Source organism: Deinococcus terrestris, assembly GCF_009377345.1.
Classification (GTDB): Bacteria; Deinococcota; Deinococci; order Deinococcales; family Deinococcaceae; genus Deinococcus; species Deinococcus terrestris.
In genome coordinates this window covers 39,297-59,167 of record NZ_WBSL01000008.1, presented here as the reverse complement: position 1 = coordinate 59,167, position 19,871 = coordinate 39,297, and the positions used below count along the sequence as shown (strand labels likewise).

Below are 19,871 nucleotides of genomic sequence, written 5' to 3'. Positions count from 1 at the left end.
AAGGAATCATGTCTGCTCTGTCCCCCACCAGTCCCCTCCAAGGTTCCCGTTACCAGATTCTCCGAACACTGGGGCAGGGCGGCTTCGGCATCACCTATCAGGCGCGGGACGCGCTGCTTCAGCGCACGGTCGTGATCAAGGAGCTGTTTCCGCAGGGCAGTGTCCGCACCGCCACCGGTCTTCAGCTTCCGGGCAACCTGTCGCCGGAGTACTTCAGCACCATGCTGCGCAGCTTCGTGGAGGAAGCCCGGGCCCTGGCCCGGTTTTCATCAGAGCATGTGGTCCGGGTGCAAGACGTGTTTCAGGACCGCGACACCGCGTACATCGTGATGGATTTTATCGAGGGCCGCACCCTGATGCAGCGCCTGAGGGACGAGGGCCCACTCAACCCGGAAACGGCGCTACGCATGGCCCGGCAACTTGCCGGTGCCCTGGACGTGGTACACCGTGCCGGACTGCTGCACCGCGACATCAAACCCGACAACATTTTCCTGACCCGGGACGACACACCGGTGCTGATTGATTTTGGAGCGGCGCGGCCGTATACCCCGGACCAGCAGATCGAGATGTCGGTGGTGCTCACACACGGCTTCGCTCCCTTGGAGCAGTACGCGCAAACGGGAACATTCGGGCCGTATACCGACCTGTACGCCTTGGCCGCCACCCTGCTGTTTGCCATCACGGCGAAGGTGCCCCCTGTCCCCGTGGCGCGCCTGCAAGGCGAAGCGCCGCTGCCCGTAATGGACCCGACGTACCCGCCTGGGTTGCGCCGGGCCATCGACCAGGGCCTGCAGATTCAGCCGGCCCAGCGGCCTCAGACGGCAGAGGCCTTCTTGGCCCTGCTTCAGGGCGGCCGGGAGGATTACGGTGCGCTGGAACTGGCTGAGGAACTCCAGCGCCAGCGCCTCGCCAGTCCCGCAGTCAGCGAAAGCGCCTTTGGACGGATGTGGGCACAGACGCTGCTGGCCCTGTGGGCACGCCGGGAGGGACGACTTCCGGGCCTGGCTACCCCGGATGACCTGGAAGCGTCCCTGAAGCGCAGCCTCGACCTTCTCCCGCTGCTGCAGGAGGGTCTGCTGCTGGTGTTCGGTGACCTGCGCCTCGCCGCTGAGGAACTCGCCCGACTCATCCCGGGTGTCGTGCGGGCGCTGCACGACCGGCCCGGGGAGCTGCCGGAGTTCGCCCTGGCGGTCGAGGCCCTGGCCGCGTTGCCGAAACCCGTTCACCTGCCCACGCCGGACAAGGTCTGGCGGGCGCCGAGCACGAACCGGTCCCAGCGTCCCCCACTGCCCGCCCTGTCCGCGAAGTTCCAGGGCTTTCAGAGCTTGGAGCTGGCGGCAGCGGACGTTGTGCAACTGGGCTTTGCTGACCCCGTGCACGTGCTGTGGACCCTGAGCACCAGCGGGCGCTTCCAGGCCTTTGGCAGCGGCCGCGGCACACGGCTGCTGGACCTCAGCGGCACGTCTGCGGCTGCCGCAGACGGGACGGGGCTGTACACCGGGACACACGGAGGGAAGGTCAGGCGCTGGGATTTCCATGGACAGGCGATGGACGAGGCGCTGAATCTCGCCTTTGTCCCCGTCAGGCTGGCCGCCCACCAGGGCACGCTCGCGGCGGCCGGGCGTGAGGGTGAGCTTCTCGTGGGAAAAAACGGCGAGGTGCGGACGGTCCAGGTCGCGCAACTGGTGGGCCGGGAAGCTGACCTCCAGGCCCTGCACTTCTCTGCAGACGGGCAACTGCTGCTGTGGCAAGACGCTGCGGCCGTGACGCTGCTGCGGGTCCAGACCCTCAAGGTACTGCGGACCCTGACCCTTCCGGGTGCTCCGGTGACTGCTGCCGCGCTCAGTCAGGACGGCCAGCGCGCCGCGACGTCCCACGGTGCACGCGTCCTGCTGTGGGACGTCGTCAGCGGACGTGAAACTGGTGCGTTCGCGGCACCCTGGGACGTCCAGACCCTCTTCTTCAATCCAGGTGGCCGCATGCTGGGTGTACTGGGAGACGAACTGCTGCTGTACGACGTCCAGAGTGGCCAGCCACTGGCCGCGCACCCCGCGCCCGGGGGTCGGGGGCTACGCGCCAGCATCAGCCGGGACGGCCGCATGCTGGCCGTGGCCGGGCTGCACCGTGTGGACCTGCTGCATCTCGCGCCGGTTCAGGACCAAACCCTGCCGGACCTTCAACCGCCCATGAAGCCCACCGTGCCCCCGGTGTCGACCCGCCCTGTCTCTGTCTCCCCTGCCCCGCCCTCCCCGGCTCCGGTGACGTCTCCGGAGTCCATTACACCCCCAGTGCCAGGGCCCGGCGGCGGTCCTCCTCCGCTGACCAACGGCTTTCACGCGGCGGCCGCGCTGCTGACGAGCCGCACCACGGCCGCGCCTTCTGACGTGGCCCTGGGAACCGCTGGCACCGAGCCCTATCAGGAGCATGTCCTGCCGCTTCAACCTCAGACAGATCTGCTCCGGCGCTCCGCACCGGACCTGGCCGCGCTGATGGAGGCAGTGGTGCAGGCCGAAGGCCCAGTGCACCGCCACGAGGTGTTTCGCCGCGTGGCGATCGCCCACGGGGTCGGCAAGGTCGGTTCGCGAATTGCTGCGGCCCTGGAGCAGGTGCTGCAGAAGGCCGTCCAGAACGGACAGGTGGTGCAGCGCGGCGATTTCCTGTGGCCACCTGGCATGACGCGGCCACCTGTGCGCGACCGCGCCGGACTGCCCCACCGTTCTGTAGATCTGGTGTGCGATGAGGAACTGCAGGAAGCCGTGCGGCTCGTGCAGTCCATGTATTCGTATCAGTTTCCCGACACGCAAGTGGTGACGGTGGCGCGTCTGCTGGGCTTCGCGCGCCTGACCAAGACCACCCGCGACCGCATCGTTGCCCTGATGCAAAGGACCCACGCATGACCGATACGCTCAGCCGCCAGGAGACCGTGAACCTCGCCCTGGCCCGGCACCGAGAGTTGCTGCTCGACCTCAGTACCCGCAACCCGCTGCTGCATTTCGTGACCCGCGACGCCAAGGGGAAGCTCAAACCCAAGCGTCTGGAACTGCAGACGCCATCGCTGGATGAGCTGTTCCGCACGCTGGTGACCGAGGGCCGCGCCGTCGTCTTCGAGGGCGCCCGTGACATCCTGCCGGAAGACGACGAGGACCCCGCCGGGTTCATGCGGGCAGGGCAGCCAGGGCTGCGCAAGGGCGACCTGAAGGTGCAGGTGCCGCTCAACTCCCTGGACCTGCAAAAGCGCCTGATCCAGACGGCCCGCACCAGCCGCGAGTTTCTGGAAGAACAGGGCCTGCACTGCCTGTATCTGGGGCTGGGCCAGTTGCGCTGGTTCGAGGACCGCAAAACCAGTGATGATCCGTACTCACCACGACTCGCCCCCCTCCTCCTGATTCCGGTGACCCTGGAACGCCAGGCGCGCTCGGACGGGTTCCGGCTGGTCTACACCGGGGATGAGTTGCAGGGCAACCTCACACTGGCGATGAAACTGCGGGAGCAGGGACTCACCCTTCCTGAGCTGCCCGCCAGCGAGGACCTGCTGCCCAGCAGCTACTTCACGCAGGTGGAAGAAGCGCTGCGCAGCCGCATGACGCCCGTATCGGCGGGAGCGGACCTGGAGGACTGGTTTGCCCCCGAGACGACCACCTCCCGCAGCGTGACGTGGTCCGTCGACACCGAGATGGCCTTTCTGGGCTTTTTCTCCTTCTCGAAGTTCCTGATGTACCGGGACCTGTTGCCGGGCAGCTGGCCCGAGGGACTCACGCCGCACGAGCATCCCCTGATTGCGCCGCTGCTGGCCGGACAGGTGTCCGACGAGCGGCTCACCGTGCTGGACAGCCTCGACGAGGCCACCACGGGCCCTGGGGCCTGGCACGTGCTCGACGCGGACAGCTCGCAGGCCGAAGCGATCTACCACGTGCTGCAGGGCCAGCACCTGGTGCTGCAGGGCCCGCCTGGGACCGGGAAAAGTCAGACCATCACCAACATGATCGCGGGCCTGGTCGCGCAGGGCAAAACAGTGCTGTTCGTCGCGGAGAAGGAAGCGGCCCTGAGCGTGGTGGAAGACCGCCTGCGCAAGGTGGGGCTGGGACACGCCGTGCTGGCCCTGCACAGCAAGGACGCCAAGAAGACGGCGCTGCGAGACGCCCTGCAGCAGGCCATGCAGCAAGCGCGGCGCATCACGGTCCCTGACCAGGGAGAGGACGCGCGGTTGGCTGAGCTGGTCTCGCAGTTGCAGGACGTCCCCCACGCCCTGAATACTCCCGCTGGAAGTGGACGGACCACACCCTTTGAGGCCATGGGACGCCTGCTGGCGCTGCAAGCGCAACTCTCCAACGCCCAGCAGTTGCTGCAGAGCGGCGGGCCACCCTTCGGGACTGTGACCTGGACCGATCAGCAGTGGGCACTGGCCCGGCAGCTGACCCAAGAACTCGCCGAGTGGATTGCGCAGCGGGGCCTGCCGCAGCAGCTCACCCTCTGGGGCAGCCCGAAGGCAGCGGAATTGCCCCAGGAACGTGCACGCCTGGCTACGGCCCTGGAGCTGCTTGAAACGCACGGGCACGCTCTCCGCACAGAACTGGCCCAGGGCCAGAGCTGGCAGATTCCGGAAGCTGCGGGGTTGCCTGACGTCCATCTGCTGATCACGCAGTTGCAGACCCTGCTGGGGGCCCCGGACCTGGGGGGTCTGGCCGTGGAGGCCGCTCGGTGGGAAGACGCCCTCGCCACTCTGAAAATGATGCGTGGCCGTCAGGACGCCTTTCTCTCCCTCGAACGTGAGCTGACCCAGAGGCTGATGCAGGCCCGTGCGGCCCACACGCCCGTGCCCGCTGCACCCGGCAGGGTTCTGGAGACCCTGAGCCACGTCGCCCAGCTGAGCGAGCAGTTGCTGGCCCTGAAAGCAGAGCTGCTGCGGGACTTGCACCCGGAGGCCCTCGACGCGGAATCGGCAGACCTCGCGCACACCCGGGAGGTTCTGGACACGGCGGGGCGCTCGCCACTGGCCTTCCTGAACGGCCGGGTCCGTCAGGCGCGCCGTCAGGCACAGGGCTGGTTACGTGCATCCCGGCCTCTGGATGAGGTGCTGGGTCTTCTTGCCAGCGCCGAGCAGTACCAGGAACTGCGGCAGGCGCAGGTGGCGGCGGCCCGGCAATCCCCCTTGCCACTCGGCGAGTTGGAGCAGGTGCCCTGGGCGCTGGTCACGCAACTGGTGGACTGGCTGTGCCGGGTCCCCCAGCCGGACACCCGTACGGTCACACTGGCGTGGCAGGCCCTGGGCCGGGCGCTGAGCGGTCCCACCGAGGTCACGGCCCCTCAGCTCGACGAGCTGCTGGCCCGTGAGGCAGCAGCTCAGCCAGACGAGCACCTGCACACCCTGCTGGGGCCCCATCTGCGCGGTTTCGATACGCCGTGGGAGGACCTCACGGCGAAAGCGGAGTGGCTCGCCCACTGGCAGGCCCAGACCCACCCAACCTGGGTCACCACGCTCGTGGTGGGGATGGCCAACACGCCGACGCTCCGCACGCCACTCCAGGACCACCTGGCAAGCCTCGAACGGCACAGCAGCGCCGTGCGTGAAGCGCTTGGTGAGGTGCGGCAGCTCATCCAGTACCCCAGCTTCGGTGGAGACGCACTGGACAGGCTGCTGGAGCAGACCCGCGCTCTGCAAGCCGACCGGCAGGCCCTCAGTGCCGTGGTCAGCTGGAACAACCTCGCGCCACGCCTCAAGCAGGCCGGATTGGACAGGCTGCTGGACCTGGGTGCGGCCCTTCCCCAGGGGGAGGGCGGGCGGCAGCTTCCAGCCGCTGCGGAGCTGCTGTGGTACGCAGAGCTGATTGACCATGCTTTTCAGGACAGGCCGGTCCTGGCCGGCTTCGATCGGCAGCGTCAGGACCTCCGCCGCCGGCAGTTCCGTCAGCTCGACCTGGACCGGTTCGCGCTCAACCGCCTGCGGGTGCAGCAGGCCTACCTGCAACGGGTGCCGCAGGCCAGTGGCGTCGGGCAGGTGGGGATCTTGCAGCGGGAATTCGCGAAGAAAAAGCGGCTGCTGCCCATCCGTGACCTGATGCAGGTGGCTGGCAAAGCCATCCAGGCCATCAAGCCGGTCTTTATGATGAGCCCGCTGTCGCTGGCCAACTTCATCCCGCTGGGGAGCCTGACCTTCGACGTGGTCATTTTCGATGAGGCGTCACAGGTCAGGCCCAGTGACGCCCTGGGCTCGCTTCTCCGCGGCCGACAGGCGGTGGTGGTGGGAGACCTCAAGCAGCTGGGGCCCACCAACTTCTTTGGCAAGGCCAGTGGACAAGACGAGGAAGACGAGGACGATACCGCTGGACTCGAATCCCTGCTGTCGCTCTTCGAGGCCCAGTACGCGGGGTACCGCCGCAGCCTGACCTGGCACTACCGCAGTCAGCACGAGTCATTGATTCAGACCTCCAACGAGGCGTTCTACGAGGGTGAACTGGTGACCTTCCCGAGCGCGCGCGGGCAGGCCGACGACCTGGGGCTGAGATACCACCACCTCGATCCCCGGGAAGCCTCCTTTGATCGCGGCGGGAAGCGCATCAACCGTGGCGAGGCGGAGGCGGTGGTTGAGGCGGTGGTGCGCCACGCCCGGGAACGTCCTCAGGAAAGCCTGGCCGTGGTGACGTTCAGCGCCGCTCAGCAGAAGTTGATCGCAGACCGGATCGAGGGTCTTGTGCCCACTCTGGAAGAAAAAACCCAACGGTTTTTCAGCGAGACGGCCCCTGAACGCTTCGTGGTCAAGAACCTGGAAAACGTGCAGGGAGACGAGCGGGACGTCATCATGATCAGCGTCGGGTACGGCTTTGCCCCAGACGGCCGCACAGGGGGCGTGAAGTTCTACCGCGCCTTTGGTCCGCTGGGCACGGCGGACGGCTGGCGTCGACTCAATGTGCTGATCACCCGGGCCCGCCGGCGCATTGAGGTGTTCGCCAACTTCCTTCCCGAAGACATCACGGGCCTGAACGACACCGACAGCCACCGCGGACTGCACGCCTTCAAGCAGTTTCTCGAGCGCTCCCGGGGACAGGGGCAGCAGGCTGCAGCTTCTACTGTTCAGGCGGAGGTAGGACTTCCGCAGCAGGTGGCCGGGGTGCTGCGCGGGGCAGGCTACGAGGTGCACGAGCAGGTGGGCAGCAGCGCTTCGCGCATTGAGCTGGCCGTGGTTCATCCGGAGAAGCCCGGCGAGTACGTTCTGGGGATAGAACTCGACGGCCCGCGTTATCAGCAGGCCCGCAGCGTCCGCGACCGCGACCGCCTGCGCGAGGACGTGCTGGGGGTGTTCGGGTGGCAGATCCTGCGCCTGTGGAGTGTGGAGTGGTTCCGCGATCCGGAGAGCGCCCGGGAAGATCTGCTGGCGCGAGTGCGGCAGGCCATCCAGGACGCGGCCCGCCCAGAGCCTGATGCCGAGCCCCCTCGCGCCGAGGACGCGCCGTCCACCGACGAGGACCCCTGGGCATGGCCAGCGCCGGACTCCAACTCCCTGTCCCTTGGAGGCCAGACGGAAGAATCGCTCTGGCCGGACACGGTCAGCGAGAGCCTGGTCCTGCAGGGCGCACCGTACCGGGAAGCTGCAGCCACACTGCACAGCTCCGGCGAGGAGTTCCACAAGCTGGACCGACAGCAGCTGCAGCTGGCCCTGGTAGAGATCGTGCGTCAGGAGGGTCCGATTCATCAGGAGGTGCTGGCCCGGCGCTTAATGAAGGCCGCAAATATCACCCGCAAGGGCGTCCGGGTCCAGGACACCATTGACAGTGTTCTGAGCTTCGCGGTCCAAACTGGACAGGTGGAGCGTCAGGGCGCTTTCGTCTGCTTGCCTGGCCTCCTGGAGGTGCTTCCCCGTTCCAGGGCCGACCGTCCAGCGAACGAGCAGAGCCTAGACTACGTCAGTGATCTGGAACTGCTGTGGACCATCCACCGTGTCGTGGGTTCAGCAGTCGGTATCACGCGCCAGGAGCTGCCATCCGGCTGTCTGGAGCTGCTCGGCTTGAAAAAAGTCATGGCAGACCACAGGGTCCGCATTGATGGCCTGATAGAGTTTGCCCTTCAATCAGGCGTGCTGACCCAGCAGCAGGGCACCCTTGTGCTCTCTGGCAAACAGTGATGCTCCTGCAGGGGTTCTGAAAGGCACCACTTTCCCATTTCACGCGGCGAAATGAGCGTGGTGGAACGGCGTCATCCGCCGCGGCAGGACAACCGACACGAATGTGCCGTGACCCTGTCCACTTCAGATGACACCGTGTGTGCCGGGGGGCGTTCTCGTTCAGAACCCCTTCCCGTTCTGGCGTCCGGTAAAGTTCAATTGCCAGCCCCATGAGGAACACCAGCCCTGTACAGGGCTGCGGCTGCCTGATGACCCCCAGCGACCGCCTCCCGAAGCTCCGGCGGCTCCAGCACCTCCACCTCACTCCCCCAGCCCAGAACCCAGGGGATCAGCTCCTTCCAGCCTCCCACGGTCAGGACAACGCGCGTGTGGCCGCTTCCCAACACCTTCACTTCCGCGCTGTCGCCCAGGTGGGTCTCCCCCACCCGGTCGCGGACGCTCGGGGAGAAGAACAGCTCCACACGCACCGGATCGCCCGTCATGATGCCCCAGGCGTTCGACAGGAATTTCAGGGGATGAAAATCCTCGGGAATCTCGCCCTCATCGGCCAGCAGCCGGGCCTCCCGCATCCGCGAGAGCCGGAAGACGAAGGGCCGGTCGCCCTCCTTGAGGCGGTTGACCCCGATGGCGTAAGCCTGACGGTTCTGTGGACTGAGTTCGATGAAGTAGATCACCAGCTCAACCGTGCTGACTTTCTGGAGCGAGTGGTACTGAAAGCGCAGCACCCGACCCTCCAGCCACGCCTGTGCGACCAGTTCGAACGTCCGGGAGCCGCCCGCGTTGGGTTTGCCCCGGTAGGCTTCACTCGCGAGGGTCGCCACACGCCGCGCCCGTTCCGGAAGCTGACGCGCCAGCTTGTCCATCGCCCGGAGATAGTGCTCGTTGTACTCCGCCGCGTGGTGGTACATCATCCGGGTTGCCGAGTACACCGCCAGGGCTTCCACCGGGTTGAGACTGCTGGTCCCGAGCGGACGGCGGTAGCGGCCAGATGAGGCCACCTCCAAGACGTTGCGGTCCAGCAGTGTCCGCAAGTCACGCTGCACGCTGCGAAGCTGATGTTCTGGCAGCCCCAGACGCCGCACAAGGTCACGTGCGCTGCACTCGCCGTCTCCCAGCAGCTGCAGAATGTCGAGAATCCGTTCTGTCTTGGTGGTGGCCGTCATCTCTCAGTTCTCCAGCTGAGCGTGCATATGTTCCCGAAACTTCAGCGCCAGGTACTTTAGGCCGTCGAGACTGCTCAGCAGCACGGCGCGGAAGCTGTTCTCGTCCGGCAGGTACGCATTAACGCTGGCGACCACGTTGTCGTCCAGCACAGTGACTCGGCCGATGCGGACGTGGCGGTGGGCGACCATTGCAGCTTCCAGCGCCCGCGTCCGCTCGGCGGCATCCTCCAGCGGCCAGAAGGGTGGCAGAAGCAAGGTCAGGACCGTAGGCTCGTCGGTCCGAGTGATCACCACGTACGTCATCCCCTCAAATCTGAAATAGACGTCGCCATCCTCGTCGAGGTTGGGCCGGAACCCCTCTTCCGCCAGGAAGTCCAGCACTGCCGAAGCGTAGGGGGTCGGAATGATTTCCGGGAGCGAGGTGAAATCACTTTTGGTTTCCGTCATGGCGTCTCCTCAAAGGCCGCGCCATACACGCCTTGAAAGGCGCAGGCGGTTGGAAGGGGATGGAACATGGTCCAAGGCCTCCGGCCGCTGGGCCGTGTCCTAGGCCACGTGGAAGCCACACCAGTAGGCCCTTTCCGGCAAACGGGTGCAAGGCCGCAGGAAAGGTCGCAAGACGCGGCACTTACGTACCTGCAGCTGCAGCTCCTGCGCAGGTCTGGCCCCACGCACACGATCGGCACCACCGGCAACAGCGTGGGATCAACACCCCCTCCCACAGTCATCAGCGGGGTACGGGCTGCCGGGTGATGCAGCAGACAGGTCACGCCTCCACCCTAGCCTTCACCCTCTGACCACGCCCGCACATTTGCGGCCCCGCCCTCAGCTCGCCAGGCACCACAGGTCCTCCACGGGAGGCACGTCACGGTAGTGCAGGCGGTAAACCGTCACCAGTACACCGTCTTCCACGACGAAGCGCATGTCGCCCAGGGCGTAGAGCCTCGCCTGGCCGGGCCGCACACCACGAAACCGGGCCCGGCGCAGCAACCGGCGCAGGCGCTGCTGGGTGGCTGGCCAGCTCAGATTTCCCGCAAAGCGTTCCTGGTAGCGTTGGGCCGCGTGGACACTGATGACCAGCTCGCGCATGGGTGACCTCCTATGTTCAGGATGACCTTGCCAGGCGTCACCGCCTGACAGACTGAACCGGGGGCTGCCGCGTCAACCGATGACGCGGCAGCCCCGCTCATTCCTCAACCCACCTCAGAACTTGCTGCGGCTGCGGTTGTAGTTCTGGCTCGAGGCCCGCTTGCGGGCGAGGTTGGCATTCTGCGCGGCGTTCCGCTCCAGATCCTCCAGCTCGGTGAGTTCCTGCATCCGCAGCCGTGCCGGGGCCTGCGCCGCCACCACACCGAACACCTGCTGACGTTCACGCAGCACGGCCTGCGCCCCCAGGACGTCGCCGGCATCCAGACGCCTCACCGCGTCCCGCTTGGCCCGCGCATTGCGCTGCAACTCCAGTGCCAGCCCGACCTCCACGTTCTCCGGCACCTGCGCGTAGGCCTCCGGGGACAGCACCGGCAGATTCAGCTGTGCTCGCGCCTTGCGGCGAACCCCGTCACGTCCGGTCCACGCCAGGCGCACCCGGGTTACGCCAACGTCCGCCTGTTCCGGCTGGGCCGGAACGTGCAGGGTGAAGATCACCTCGAGAGGCCGCTCCGCGATCAGGTTCGGAAGCTGGAAGCGGCCCAGGTCGTTGCGCCCAAGGTCGTTGAGCACTTCCTGCCGCAGGCTCCCCAGCGCCGGATTTGGCTCGATGCCGAAACTCACCGTGTGCCCGGTCGTGCGGGCCAGCCCGCTGAACTCCGCGTCGAAGTAACGGGGAAGCTGCTCCGGGTCCTCGATATGCTCGAAGTTGCCGTCGCCCGCCACCGCCATGCCGCGCAGCAGATCCTCGTCGTAGCCGATGCCCAGCCCGATGGTGCTGGTGCTGACCCCCCGCTTTGTGAGGCCCGCGACGTCCGGGACGATCTCCCCCACGCGGCGCTTCCCCACATTGGCGTGGCCGTCGCTCAGCAGCAGCACGCGGTTCAGCGCCTGTGAATCCAGGTGCTGTGCCACCGACATGGCCCCGTCGAGCCAGCCCGCGTACAGGGCCGTGGACCCCCCCGCAGTGATGCCCTCCACCACGCGGCAGAGCTCTTCGCTGTTGGCGGCCGACTGCGAGGGAATCAGCATCTCGACCTCGTCGTCAAAGATCACCACACTGACGCGGTCATGCGCCTGCAGCTTGCGGAGGCCCACCTGTGCCGCCTGCCGGGCCATCTCGAGTGGTCGGCCACCCATGCTGCCGCTGCGGTCGATGACCAGCGAGAGGTTCAGGGGCGGGCGCGGGCCGCTCTGCGCGGGGACGGCAGCCGGGGAAATGCGCGCGAGCACCGTGAGGTCGCTGTCCCGACCCGCGGGAAGGGCGGCCTGAAGGGGCAGGAGTTCGATGCGGGGCGCTTGAGGGTGAAGGTCAGTCATGGCGGGTCTCCAGGCAAGAGTGAGGCGTTCACCGCCACACAGTCCGGCGGTGATTCAGAGCGCTGCAGACGGTCTTCGTCCGTACGAAGATGATATAGCAACAATCCTAGTTGTCAACAAGATGGATAGTCGTCATCCCCGTCTGCCTGATCTTCTCTCTCCAATGTGTCAACGGATGACGCTCACTCCTGCTGCCCCCACACGTCACGCAGCGTCGCACCGAGTTCCTGGAGCAGAGCGCGCCACTCCGGCTCGGTTGTCGGCCACTTGAAATCCCGGCCAATCTGCAGTTCCAGATCAGGCCGCACCACTACGCGGGTCGTCTGGCTCACCTTCTTCCGGGGCTCCAGCAGGAACTCCGGGAGGGCGGCGGGGACCGGCGTAGGGGGTCGGGGCTTGACCACCCGTGCGCGTCTTGGAGCCTCCATGACGGCGAGCTGGCGCAGGTACCCCAGCGCCTCGTTGTCTTCCCGATCTGCGGGTCCCTTCGTCCCCTCCAGAACGCCTTCCAGCGCCAGCTGTTCCAAACCTGCCTCATCCTGCCCGCCCAGAGCCGCTATCAGCGCCCTGCCACTCAGTCCATCGGCCATCAGGCGGCGCAGGGCCAGCAGGGCCATGAGGTGGAGCCGGCCATACCGGGCGTCCCGCCCTTCGCGCCGTGGAGCCGGCAACAGCCCCTGGGTGGTGTAGTGACGTACCAGTCGGGGGTTGACCTCATCCTTGGGCCGCGAGGCCCGGTCTGCGGGCAGCAGGCGGGCAAGCCAGAGGTTGGCTTCTTCCACCAGCGCCTCGATGCCCCCGGACCAGTCGGCCTGAACGTCAATCACAGCCCCAGCGTAGCAAACACCATGACAGGCGGCGTTGTCATGGTCCTCTCCCCTCCCTGGCTCCGCATTCTGGCCGAAGCTGAAACGTACGGGAGAGACTGCTTGGGAAGCACCTCAACGCAACCCACTTCCGGGGTGCCTGGCAACCACTTTTGACGACATCACTGGTTGGCGGCTTGTCTCAACTCCACTATGAATTGCTCCCGTTGTCCCGCGGCCACGGCCGCAATCCCGGCTTTCAAGACCTCGGCTGGCGAGACATGACCATTCCGAACCTGGAAACGCAGCAGGTCGTAGTCGGCGGCTTTCAACAGCTTTTTGTAATGAAGGTCGAGTCGGCGAATGAGGCGTTCAGCCGCACGTTCGGGCGACAGACCGGCAAAGTCTTCCTCAAGGCTTGGCTCGGTGAGCATAGGTTCCATGACCTCACGCTTCGCCTTGACCTCTGACGCAGCGGGAGCAGGATACGGGTAATCATCCGGGTGCTGGATCAGGTGCATGAGGGCGGCCGCCCTGGTTTTGCGAACCACCAGAACACCTGAGGTCAACAGGGCCGTGAAGCGCGTCACCGTATCTGAAAGAAACGCTTCACCGTGTTCCCGAACCAGCTTGCGTACCATGCCGTCTGCCACTCCGTACTCGCGAAATTTCCGCATCAATGCTGGGTCGACCTGGGTGAAGTCCCGGGCGAATTCGTAGCGTACCGTCTGGTCTTTGCCCCGTCCGGTCAGCACGACCTCCGCCAGGTATCCCCGCTTGATCAGCTCCTGATGGGGCGCACTCAACGCCCGGATCACGCGCCACGCCTGACCATCGCTGGGAATCTTGCACTGGTCCCCCCAGGACAGCACAGGGAAGGTCAGGGTGTCGACCTGACGCTCCGGGTCCTCTGGGTTGATCCGGGCGGCGTCCAGGACCCGGTACAGGACCCGGGTCCGTGGTCGGGAGAGCGAGGACATGAATTCCGAATCGAGCGGCTTCACGTAGCCGCTGCGAATGCTGGCGACGACGTCGTCGGCCAGCCGAACGATGATCATGGAGCGCTCGTCGAAGTGGCCTGTTGCATCGAGCGTGGTGAAGTTGAGCGATTCGATGAAATGGAACTTCGCGTGCGTCCAGCGGCGATTGGGATGGTCGCGCCAGCCACCGGAAACGGTGTAGTTCGCTTGATGAAGCCGCTCCAGACACTGACGCAGCAGACCGAGATATTTGCCGGACTTATGCCAGCCACATAACCTCAACAGGGCGGTGGCAGCCACCATAATGCGGCCGTCCTCAGGCATACCCTCGTCGATGTACAGGTTGATCAGAGCCGCGCTCACGTCACTATCCAGCCCATGTGGAACGGCATACTTCACCCCCGCTTCGCAGCTGATCCGCACAATACGGCCGCCCAGCTCGTAGGTCACGTTCCACTCCTGCATCTCCACCTGGTCGAGTGCCACGATCAGGTTGAGGCGGGAGAGGTTCAGGTCATCGTGGTGGCGAGGCAGGATCTTCAAGGGCTTGATGATGATTTTACCGCTACTGATTGAAAAAAAGAAGAAAAGAAATGAATTGATGTCATCATCAGGGTATCGGTGCACAATGCGTGCAGGACGGGGAAAACTCCGACGATGCAACGAGTATGTCACCAAGGACGCAACCAGTATGTCACCGTATATCCCGGAAAACGCAACCAGTGTGTCACCGGGAGGGATTTTTTTGCAACGGGTGTGTCACCTGCATGCAACGAGTGTGTCACCGGAGATGCAACGAGTGTGTCACTCGGCGCTGGCTCAAAACTACTAGTGTGTCACCGGGTGAACCCAACCAATTCAACGGGTGTGTCACCGAGAGCCGCAGGGAAAACAACGGGTGTGTCACCGAGGCTGGCGGGAAAACAACGGGTGTGTCACTGGGACAAATTGTCCCTTCGCTTTCTCGCGTTTCTCCAGGCGGTATCGTGCACGCGTGATCACCGCCACGATCTTCAATCATGCGGGCGGCGCCGGGAAGACCAGCCTGACGCGTGACGTCGGCTACGAGCTGAGTCAGGCCGGGCACCGCGTCCTTCTAATTGACCTCGACCCGCAGGCCAACCTCAGCAGCTGGCTCGGTGTGCGGCGGGTGCAGCTTTCCAGCACGGTGTACTCCCTGGCGACCGAGGGTGCTCCCCTCCCTGAGCCGGTGGAGGTGCACGGCATGCACGTGGTGCCCTCCCAGGTGGATCTGGCCCTGGCTGAAACGGGAATGCTCGGCGTTCCCGGCTCTCAACTCTTCCTCCGGCAGGCGCTGGAAGCGGTCCGGACGCATTACGACGTCGTCCTGATCGACAGTCCCCCCAGCCTTGGACAGCTGGCCATCTTGGGCGCAGCGGCGGCAGACTGCCTGATTGTTCCCATTCCGGTACGTACCAAGGGCTTGGATGCGCTGCCCGGCCTGCACAAGGCGACCAGTCTGTACCGTCGCCTTCGCCCTGACCTCACGGTGGCGTTGTATGTTCCCACGCTATATGACGTCCGGCGCTCGCATGATCGGGAGGTTCTGGAAGACCTGCGCCGACATCTCTCTCCCTTAGCCGAACCGATTCCGGAACGCGCTGCTGTCTGGCTGGACTCGAGCATGGCCGGGCAACCCGTCGGTGTATACGCGCCGGGTTCACCCGTCCATCAGGACGTGCAGCGGGTCACACGTGAGGTGGCGAGCGTCCTCGGTCTGGCGGTGCCCGCATGACCCGTAAGCGCCCTCCCCGCCGCGAAGGCTTGGACGAGCTTCTCGGACAAACCGCTGATCTGGTTAAAGCGCCTGTGATGGAGCAGACGTTGCCAGTCGACAGACTCCAGTCCGGCACAGCTCAACCTCGCCGTGCCTTCGGCGATGCTGGCCTCGAAAGTCTTGCGGCGAGTATACGTGCCCAGGGGATTCTTCAGCCCCTGCTGGTGCGCCCTGTGCAGGGTGGCTACGAGATTGTCGCCGGTGAACGTCGCTGGCGTGCGGCGCAGCTTGTGGGGCTGGCGGAGGTGCCGGTTATCATCCGTCATCTTGACGACCAGCAAGCCCGGGTAGCAGCTCTGTTGGAAAACCTGCAGCGCGAGAATCTCAACACGGTGGATGAGGTCGACGCCAAGCTTGATCTGGTCGCGTCTGTCCTCAACCTTCCACGTGAGGCTGCTCGCGCACGCCTGATGCAGCTGCTCCGGGAGGAACCAGGCCAGGATCACACGACACTGGAAGCAGTCTTTACGGCACTGGGCGAAACGTGGCAGTCCTTCACGAAGAACAAACTGCGCATTCTGAAATGGCCGCCCGTGGTGTTGGAAGCCGTTCGGATGGGACTGCCATTTACCCTCGGGGTGATGATCGTTGGTGCTCCCGGGGAGCATCACGCCGCTCTCATCGCGCTCGCTCAGGCTGGTGCCAGCCGTCTGGAAATCCAAAAGGAGATCAGGCGGCTGAGTCGGGGACAGGAAGAAACGCATATGCCAGACGCCCTTCGAGTCGCTCGCGTATTGGGGAGTGCCCGTTTTCTGAACAACCTTCAGCCAGCAGCCAGAAAAGCAGTCGACCGCTGGTTGGCGAAGATGCCTGACGCAGTCCGTGAAGCCCTGGGCGACTGATCTGTTCGTACATATACGAACGTTACCCATTCGGATGATTTTTGCTTTGCTGTACACGTTTCGATGGCAGTCGCCAGAGTGAATGGTGGCGAGGAGAACAGCAGGTTGTCCCCCTCGCACTGCGGCGTCTTCGCCCTGGTCTCCTTGCATCTCGACATGCCCACCGCTGCTGCCAGTTGTTTTCCGACGGGACGGGGGCTCCTTCAAGACCATAGGTGATTAGGCCCGCCATAAGGCCCATTCGGAGCACTTTCAACGGTCAAGTCTGATGGACGATACGTTCTGAGTTGGGGCGTTCAACGACCACATCCGGCGAGAGGATCGCCTGAGCGCCGTGCTGATCACCCAGCATGGCCGGGCCATCAAGCACCTGCTCGGGATTGTCACCGCCTCTCGCGGTATCGCGGCGGGCTGAGGGCGTATTGATATGCAGGAGCCCATGCAGATCCACTGGCCCTGGATCTGGGAGGGTGCGCATCTGCGTCAACAGATGACGTCCGAACGTGGCATGGTAAAGGAGCCATGAACATGAGCAGCGTCCGGCCCATACGGAGGCCGGTCTGGAAAAAAGGGAGCGCCCGATGAGCGCGGCCCGTTACCTGATGTCGGGTGAGGAACCGGAACCCAGGTCAACCTCCGTCCCGGTGATGAACGTGGAGGAACTCTCGGAGGTGCGGCGTGTGCTGGAGCAGTACGACGAGGCATACGCCGCGCTGAGCCGTCACCGACAGGCCCTGCGCGCCTGGGACGGACCGAGCTTCACCAGCATGCGGCTGGGGATCCTGCTGGCCGCCGAGCTTCCTCCCGCGGTGGCCACGGGGATGGCCGCACGGGATGAGCTGCAGGACCTGAACCGTCACCGGAGGCCGGAACTCCGGGACAGGCGGATCGAGCAGCAGATGCTCACGGCCCGTCTGCACGCTCTGACCACCGAGCAGCAGCGGGAGCAGGCAGACGCGGAAGCCCGGATCCAGGCCCTGGAGTACCTCCGCCCACTGGCGGACCAGATCCTGGCGACGAGAGCACACCTCGCCCGGCTGCTTGCCCGGCAGGGGGAGCAGCGAGGACGTGGTCTCGCGGGCCTATGGGGTGCCCTGTCCGGCCAGGCCGCCGCGCTCCAACGGGAGATCGATCAGGCCCGGCATGCGGAGGAAGAAGGCCTGACCGCCTACAGCCTGAGGGCCACCAGCCTAGGCATCAGACCGGCACCGTCTCCAGCGGAGCTCGGCACCCGGCTGGCTGAGGAGAAGCACGCGCTCGCCGAACGGATGCAGCGGGCAGACACTGGGCGCCAGGCTTTCGAGGCCAGGCTGCGAGAGCTGGATGTCTGGCTGCGTGACACTCAGGGACGCCTGGCCGAGGCCGAGGCCCATGCCGCTGAGACCTGGACCAACGCCCAGCGCCTGCACAAGGTCCCGGACTGGCCCGTCTGGGAAGACCTCTGGCAGCAGCGCGAGGAAGTGCGGCGGCTATGGCGGGCGGGGGCCGAGGCCCGCCAGCTCCTGCAGGAGGCCACCCGGTCCCTGGAGCGCCTCTGGTCCGGGTGGCCCTCCGATCTGCAAGGGGTCGACGCCCTGCGCCGGGTGCTGCCACAGATCGAGGAAGCGCTGCTGGCCCGTGAGGCCCGCGAGAGGGAGGCTGCACGCCGCGCCGGGGAGCGAGCACAACGAACCGCCCTTCTGGAGAGCCTAAACCTGCGGTTGGCGGCTCTCGCCGCCGAGGAACGCGCCAGGTACGAGCAGCGCCAGGCCGAGCAGGCCAGGGCAGAGCGGCTGTACCTGCAGGAGGAAGCCAGGCGGGCCAGGACAGGGGAGACCGCGTCTCCGGCCACCTCGCGCCCACGGCCTCACGCCGACGGAGCACGACCAGCATCCTCCCCCTCGTTCCCGGTGTTGGAACGCCACCAGGTGGAGTCAGCACGCCTCCTCCTGATCCGGCACGGGGCGGCGGCGGGGCAGGCCGCCATGTGCCAGGAGGCGCTGGAGGAGTGGGCGGGGCCAGGCCTCAACGCCACCCGTCTGGCGGTCCTGGTGAGTCGGTCTCTGCCACATGCCCTGGTGCAGGCCCTCGCGGAGTGGGAGGAGGTGGGCGGCCCTACCCCGGGGAGCCGGAGGGGGCAGGAGCAGGAGGACCATGACCGCCGTGCCCTGCGCTGGGAGACGGCCTGGTCCGAGTTGCGGCGAACCCTGGGCGTCCCGGCGCACCCGCGGGACTGGCAGCGTCTTTGGGAGGGTCGCGCGAAGGCGCAGGCGCTCTGGACCCAGTGGAAGCAGGCCCAGGAACGGATGGGGCAACTCGAAGCGGAGATGGCTCCACTGTGGGCCAGGTGGCCCTTGCCTGAGCAGAATGCTGCGGCTCTGCGGCTGGCGTTGGAAAGGATGGAGGCCGGTGCGGGACCGGGGCCAGTTCAGCCTGCACCGGCTTCCCTACCCGGCGGTGCTGCGCCTTCCAAGTGGTCTCCAACAGCCTCGCCTGTCCCCTCACCACCTGTGCCGGGCAGGAAGAGCGAGCCTGCGCGTCCCATACCTAACGCAGAGCACCCGGCACCTGCGCCAGTGCCGAGGCCGCCACTTCCAGGGCAGGCCGCATCCTGCCGCTCTCCCAGCGCACCCAGGCTGAGCCAGACCAGAGAGGCCCGGCCCACGCCCACACCTCCGTCGCCGCCCACGTCCAGCTCACCTGGGTCCGCGTCGGCTCAGCCCAGCCTCGGTGTTGGACTCGCCGCAGAATGCCGAAGCAGTTCGCCGCTGGCCCAGTCCATCCCTCCGGTGCCTCCACCCGTTCAGGGCAGGCCCACACCAGCGGTGAACCTGCCGCTGGGCGGGCCTCCTCTGCCTGGTGTGGCGGTGACGCCCAGACCCATAGTCACTGCACACAACGTGGGGCCGTCCCTGGCCGGAGCTTCAGCATTCCCGCCCGTCCCTGCGCCTGTGACGGCTCCCAGGCCTGGGACCGAGCTGCCTGTACCGCCTCTCCAAGGGCGATCTGGTTCGCTGTCCAAGCCGCTGCTCGCCAGTCCACTCCCAGACGTGGTGCGACCTCCAGTGTCGGTGCCACCACTGCCGCCTACGCCGCAGCGGATCCGGATGCCCGGCCCGGTCCTGCCCGGCCAGGCACGCTCACCGGACCCGGCCAGACCTGAACCGCTCCTGCCGCCTGGCCGCCTGACCCGGCGCCAACGGGCCGAGCGCGAGGCCGTGCGCATCAGTGAGCAGTACCACTGGAAGCGGGGCTTCCTGGCGCTGGCCGACGCCCTCGACCGCGAGAACTGGGGCAAACTGCGGGAGAGCATCGAGCGCGAGATCGAGTGCGGCATGACGCCCGAGGAGTTCGAGTTGATGCTGCAGCTGCGGGCCTACTGGCATGAGCAGATCCACTTCCGGTCGCCCTATACCAGCCGCTACGACAGCCTGCCCTGGGGCCTGGGACTGGCCCTGATCCGGCGCTCGGCCGGTGTGCCCTGCCTCGACGAGATGATCATCCTGATCGAGCGGCTCTACGAGTACGCCGAGGTGGCCTGCTCCAAACGGTCGCTGCCCGCCTTCGCCCAGCGCCTGGGGGCCATCCTCGACCGGGCCGACCCGGACGTGGACCTCGAGTACTGGCTGTGTGCCCAGGAGGCGCGATGCTCCTTCCGGTAGTCGGGGCGTACGTCTTGCATGCACGGAGCGGAGAAGTGGGCACCGTCACCGGCCACGAA

General features: G+C 66.0%; 11 protein-coding genes. 5 read left to right on the top strand and 6 right to left on the bottom strand.

What is annotated here, in order from left to right; genetic code table 11:
- Window positions 1–8 precede the first annotated feature (8 nt).
- Both F8S09_RS13735 and F8S09_RS13730 read left to right on the top strand, forming a co-directional pair.
- Window positions 9–2,897, top strand: a complete 2,889-nt coding sequence (locus F8S09_RS13735) for a DUF3320 domain-containing protein (RefSeq protein WP_152872056.1) — start codon at window positions 9–11, stop codon at window positions 2,895–2,897.
- Window positions 2,894–8,116 (top strand): DUF3320 domain-containing protein, encoded by a 5,223-nt coding sequence (locus F8S09_RS13730; RefSeq protein WP_152872055.1) that lies wholly within the window; start codon window positions 2,894–2,896, stop codon window positions 8,114–8,116. Before F8S09_RS13735 ends, F8S09_RS13730 begins: the two co-directional genes overlap by 4 nt.
- Before the next feature lie 194 nt (window positions 8,117–8,310).
- On the opposite strand, the gene F8S09_RS13725 is transcribed toward F8S09_RS13730, so the two are convergent.
- From F8S09_RS13725 to F8S09_RS13700, 6 genes are all read right to left on the bottom strand, one after another.
- Entirely contained in the window at window positions 8,311–9,279 is a 969-nt protein-coding gene (locus F8S09_RS13725) for a helix-turn-helix transcriptional regulator (protein WP_152872054.1), read from the bottom strand.
- Between the two features lie 3 nt (window positions 9,280–9,282).
- Window positions 9,283–9,726, bottom strand: a complete 444-nt coding sequence (locus tag F8S09_RS13720; RefSeq protein WP_194165356.1) for a hypothetical protein — start codon at window positions 9,724–9,726, stop codon at window positions 9,283–9,285.
- A gap of 378 nt (window positions 9,727–10,104) precedes the next feature.
- Window positions 10,105–10,368 (bottom strand): hypothetical protein, encoded by a 264-nt coding sequence (locus tag F8S09_RS13715; RefSeq protein ID WP_104992442.1) that lies wholly within the window; start codon window positions 10,366–10,368, stop codon window positions 10,105–10,107.
- Between the two features lie 114 nt (window positions 10,369–10,482).
- The gene (locus F8S09_RS13710; protein WP_152872053.1) at window positions 10,483–11,745 is read right to left on the bottom strand and encodes a vWA domain-containing protein; all 1,263 of its coding nucleotides are present in this window, start codon (window positions 11,743–11,745) and stop codon (window positions 10,483–10,485) included.
- A gap of 182 nt (window positions 11,746–11,927) precedes the next feature.
- Complete coding sequence (locus F8S09_RS13705) at window positions 11,928–12,572, bottom strand: MerR family transcriptional regulator (protein ID WP_322618835.1); 645 nt, start codon at window positions 12,570–12,572, stop codon at window positions 11,928–11,930.
- 161 nt (window positions 12,573–12,733) lie between these two features.
- Window positions 12,734–14,158 (bottom strand): replication initiator protein A, encoded by a 1,425-nt coding sequence (locus tag F8S09_RS13700; protein WP_322618834.1) that lies wholly within the window; start codon window positions 14,156–14,158, stop codon window positions 12,734–12,736.
- 367 nt (window positions 14,159–14,525) lie between these two features.
- Here F8S09_RS13700 and F8S09_RS13695 point away from each other — a divergent pair, with 367 nt between their 5' ends.
- From F8S09_RS13695 to F8S09_RS13685, 3 genes are all read left to right on the top strand, one after another.
- Window positions 14,526–15,287 carry a ParA family protein gene (locus tag F8S09_RS13695; RefSeq protein WP_322618833.1) on the top strand — a complete coding sequence of 254 codons (762 nt, stop codon included), beginning with the start codon at window positions 14,526–14,528 and terminating at the stop codon, window positions 15,285–15,287.
- Window positions 15,284–16,171, top strand: coding sequence for a ParB/RepB/Spo0J family partition protein (locus F8S09_RS13690; RefSeq protein ID WP_152872052.1), 888 nt, complete (start codon window positions 15,284–15,286; stop codon window positions 16,169–16,171). Before F8S09_RS13695 ends, F8S09_RS13690 begins: the two co-directional genes overlap by 4 nt.
- 3,086 nt (window positions 16,172–19,257) lie before the next feature.
- Window positions 19,258–19,812, top strand: a complete 555-nt coding sequence (locus F8S09_RS13685) for a hypothetical protein (protein ID WP_152872051.1) — start codon at window positions 19,258–19,260, stop codon at window positions 19,810–19,812.
- Window positions 19,813–19,871 lie beyond the last annotated feature (59 nt).

What these genes read in the sequence shown, in the direction of transcription:
- F8S09_RS13735 (WP_152872056.1), top strand. Translation starts at nt 9, where the DNA reads ATGTCTGCTCTGTCCCCCACCAGTCCCCTCCAAGGTTCCCGTTACCAG.
- F8S09_RS13730 (WP_152872055.1), top strand. Translation starts at nt 2,894, where the DNA reads ATGACCGATACGCTCAGCCGCCAGGAGACCGTGAACCTCGCCCTGGCC.
- F8S09_RS13725 (WP_152872054.1), bottom strand. Translation starts at nt 9,279, where the DNA reads ATGACGGCCACCACCAAGACAGAACGGATTCTCGACATTCTGCAGCTG.
- F8S09_RS13720 (WP_194165356.1), bottom strand. Translation starts at nt 9,726, where the DNA reads ATGACGGAAACCAAAAGTGATTTCACCTCGCTCCCGGAAATCATTCCG.
- F8S09_RS13715 (WP_104992442.1), bottom strand. Translation starts at nt 10,368, where the DNA reads ATGCGCGAGCTGGTCATCAGTGTCCACGCGGCCCAACGCTACCAGGAA.
- F8S09_RS13710 (WP_152872053.1), bottom strand. Translation starts at nt 11,745, where the DNA reads ATGACTGACCTTCACCCTCAAGCGCCCCGCATCGAACTCCTGCCCCTT.
- F8S09_RS13690 (WP_152872052.1), top strand. Translation starts at nt 15,284, where the DNA reads ATGACCCGTAAGCGCCCTCCCCGCCGCGAAGGCTTGGACGAGCTTCTC.
- F8S09_RS13685 (WP_152872051.1), top strand. Translation starts at nt 19,258, where the DNA reads ATGCCCGGCCCGGTCCTGCCCGGCCAGGCACGCTCACCGGACCCGGCC.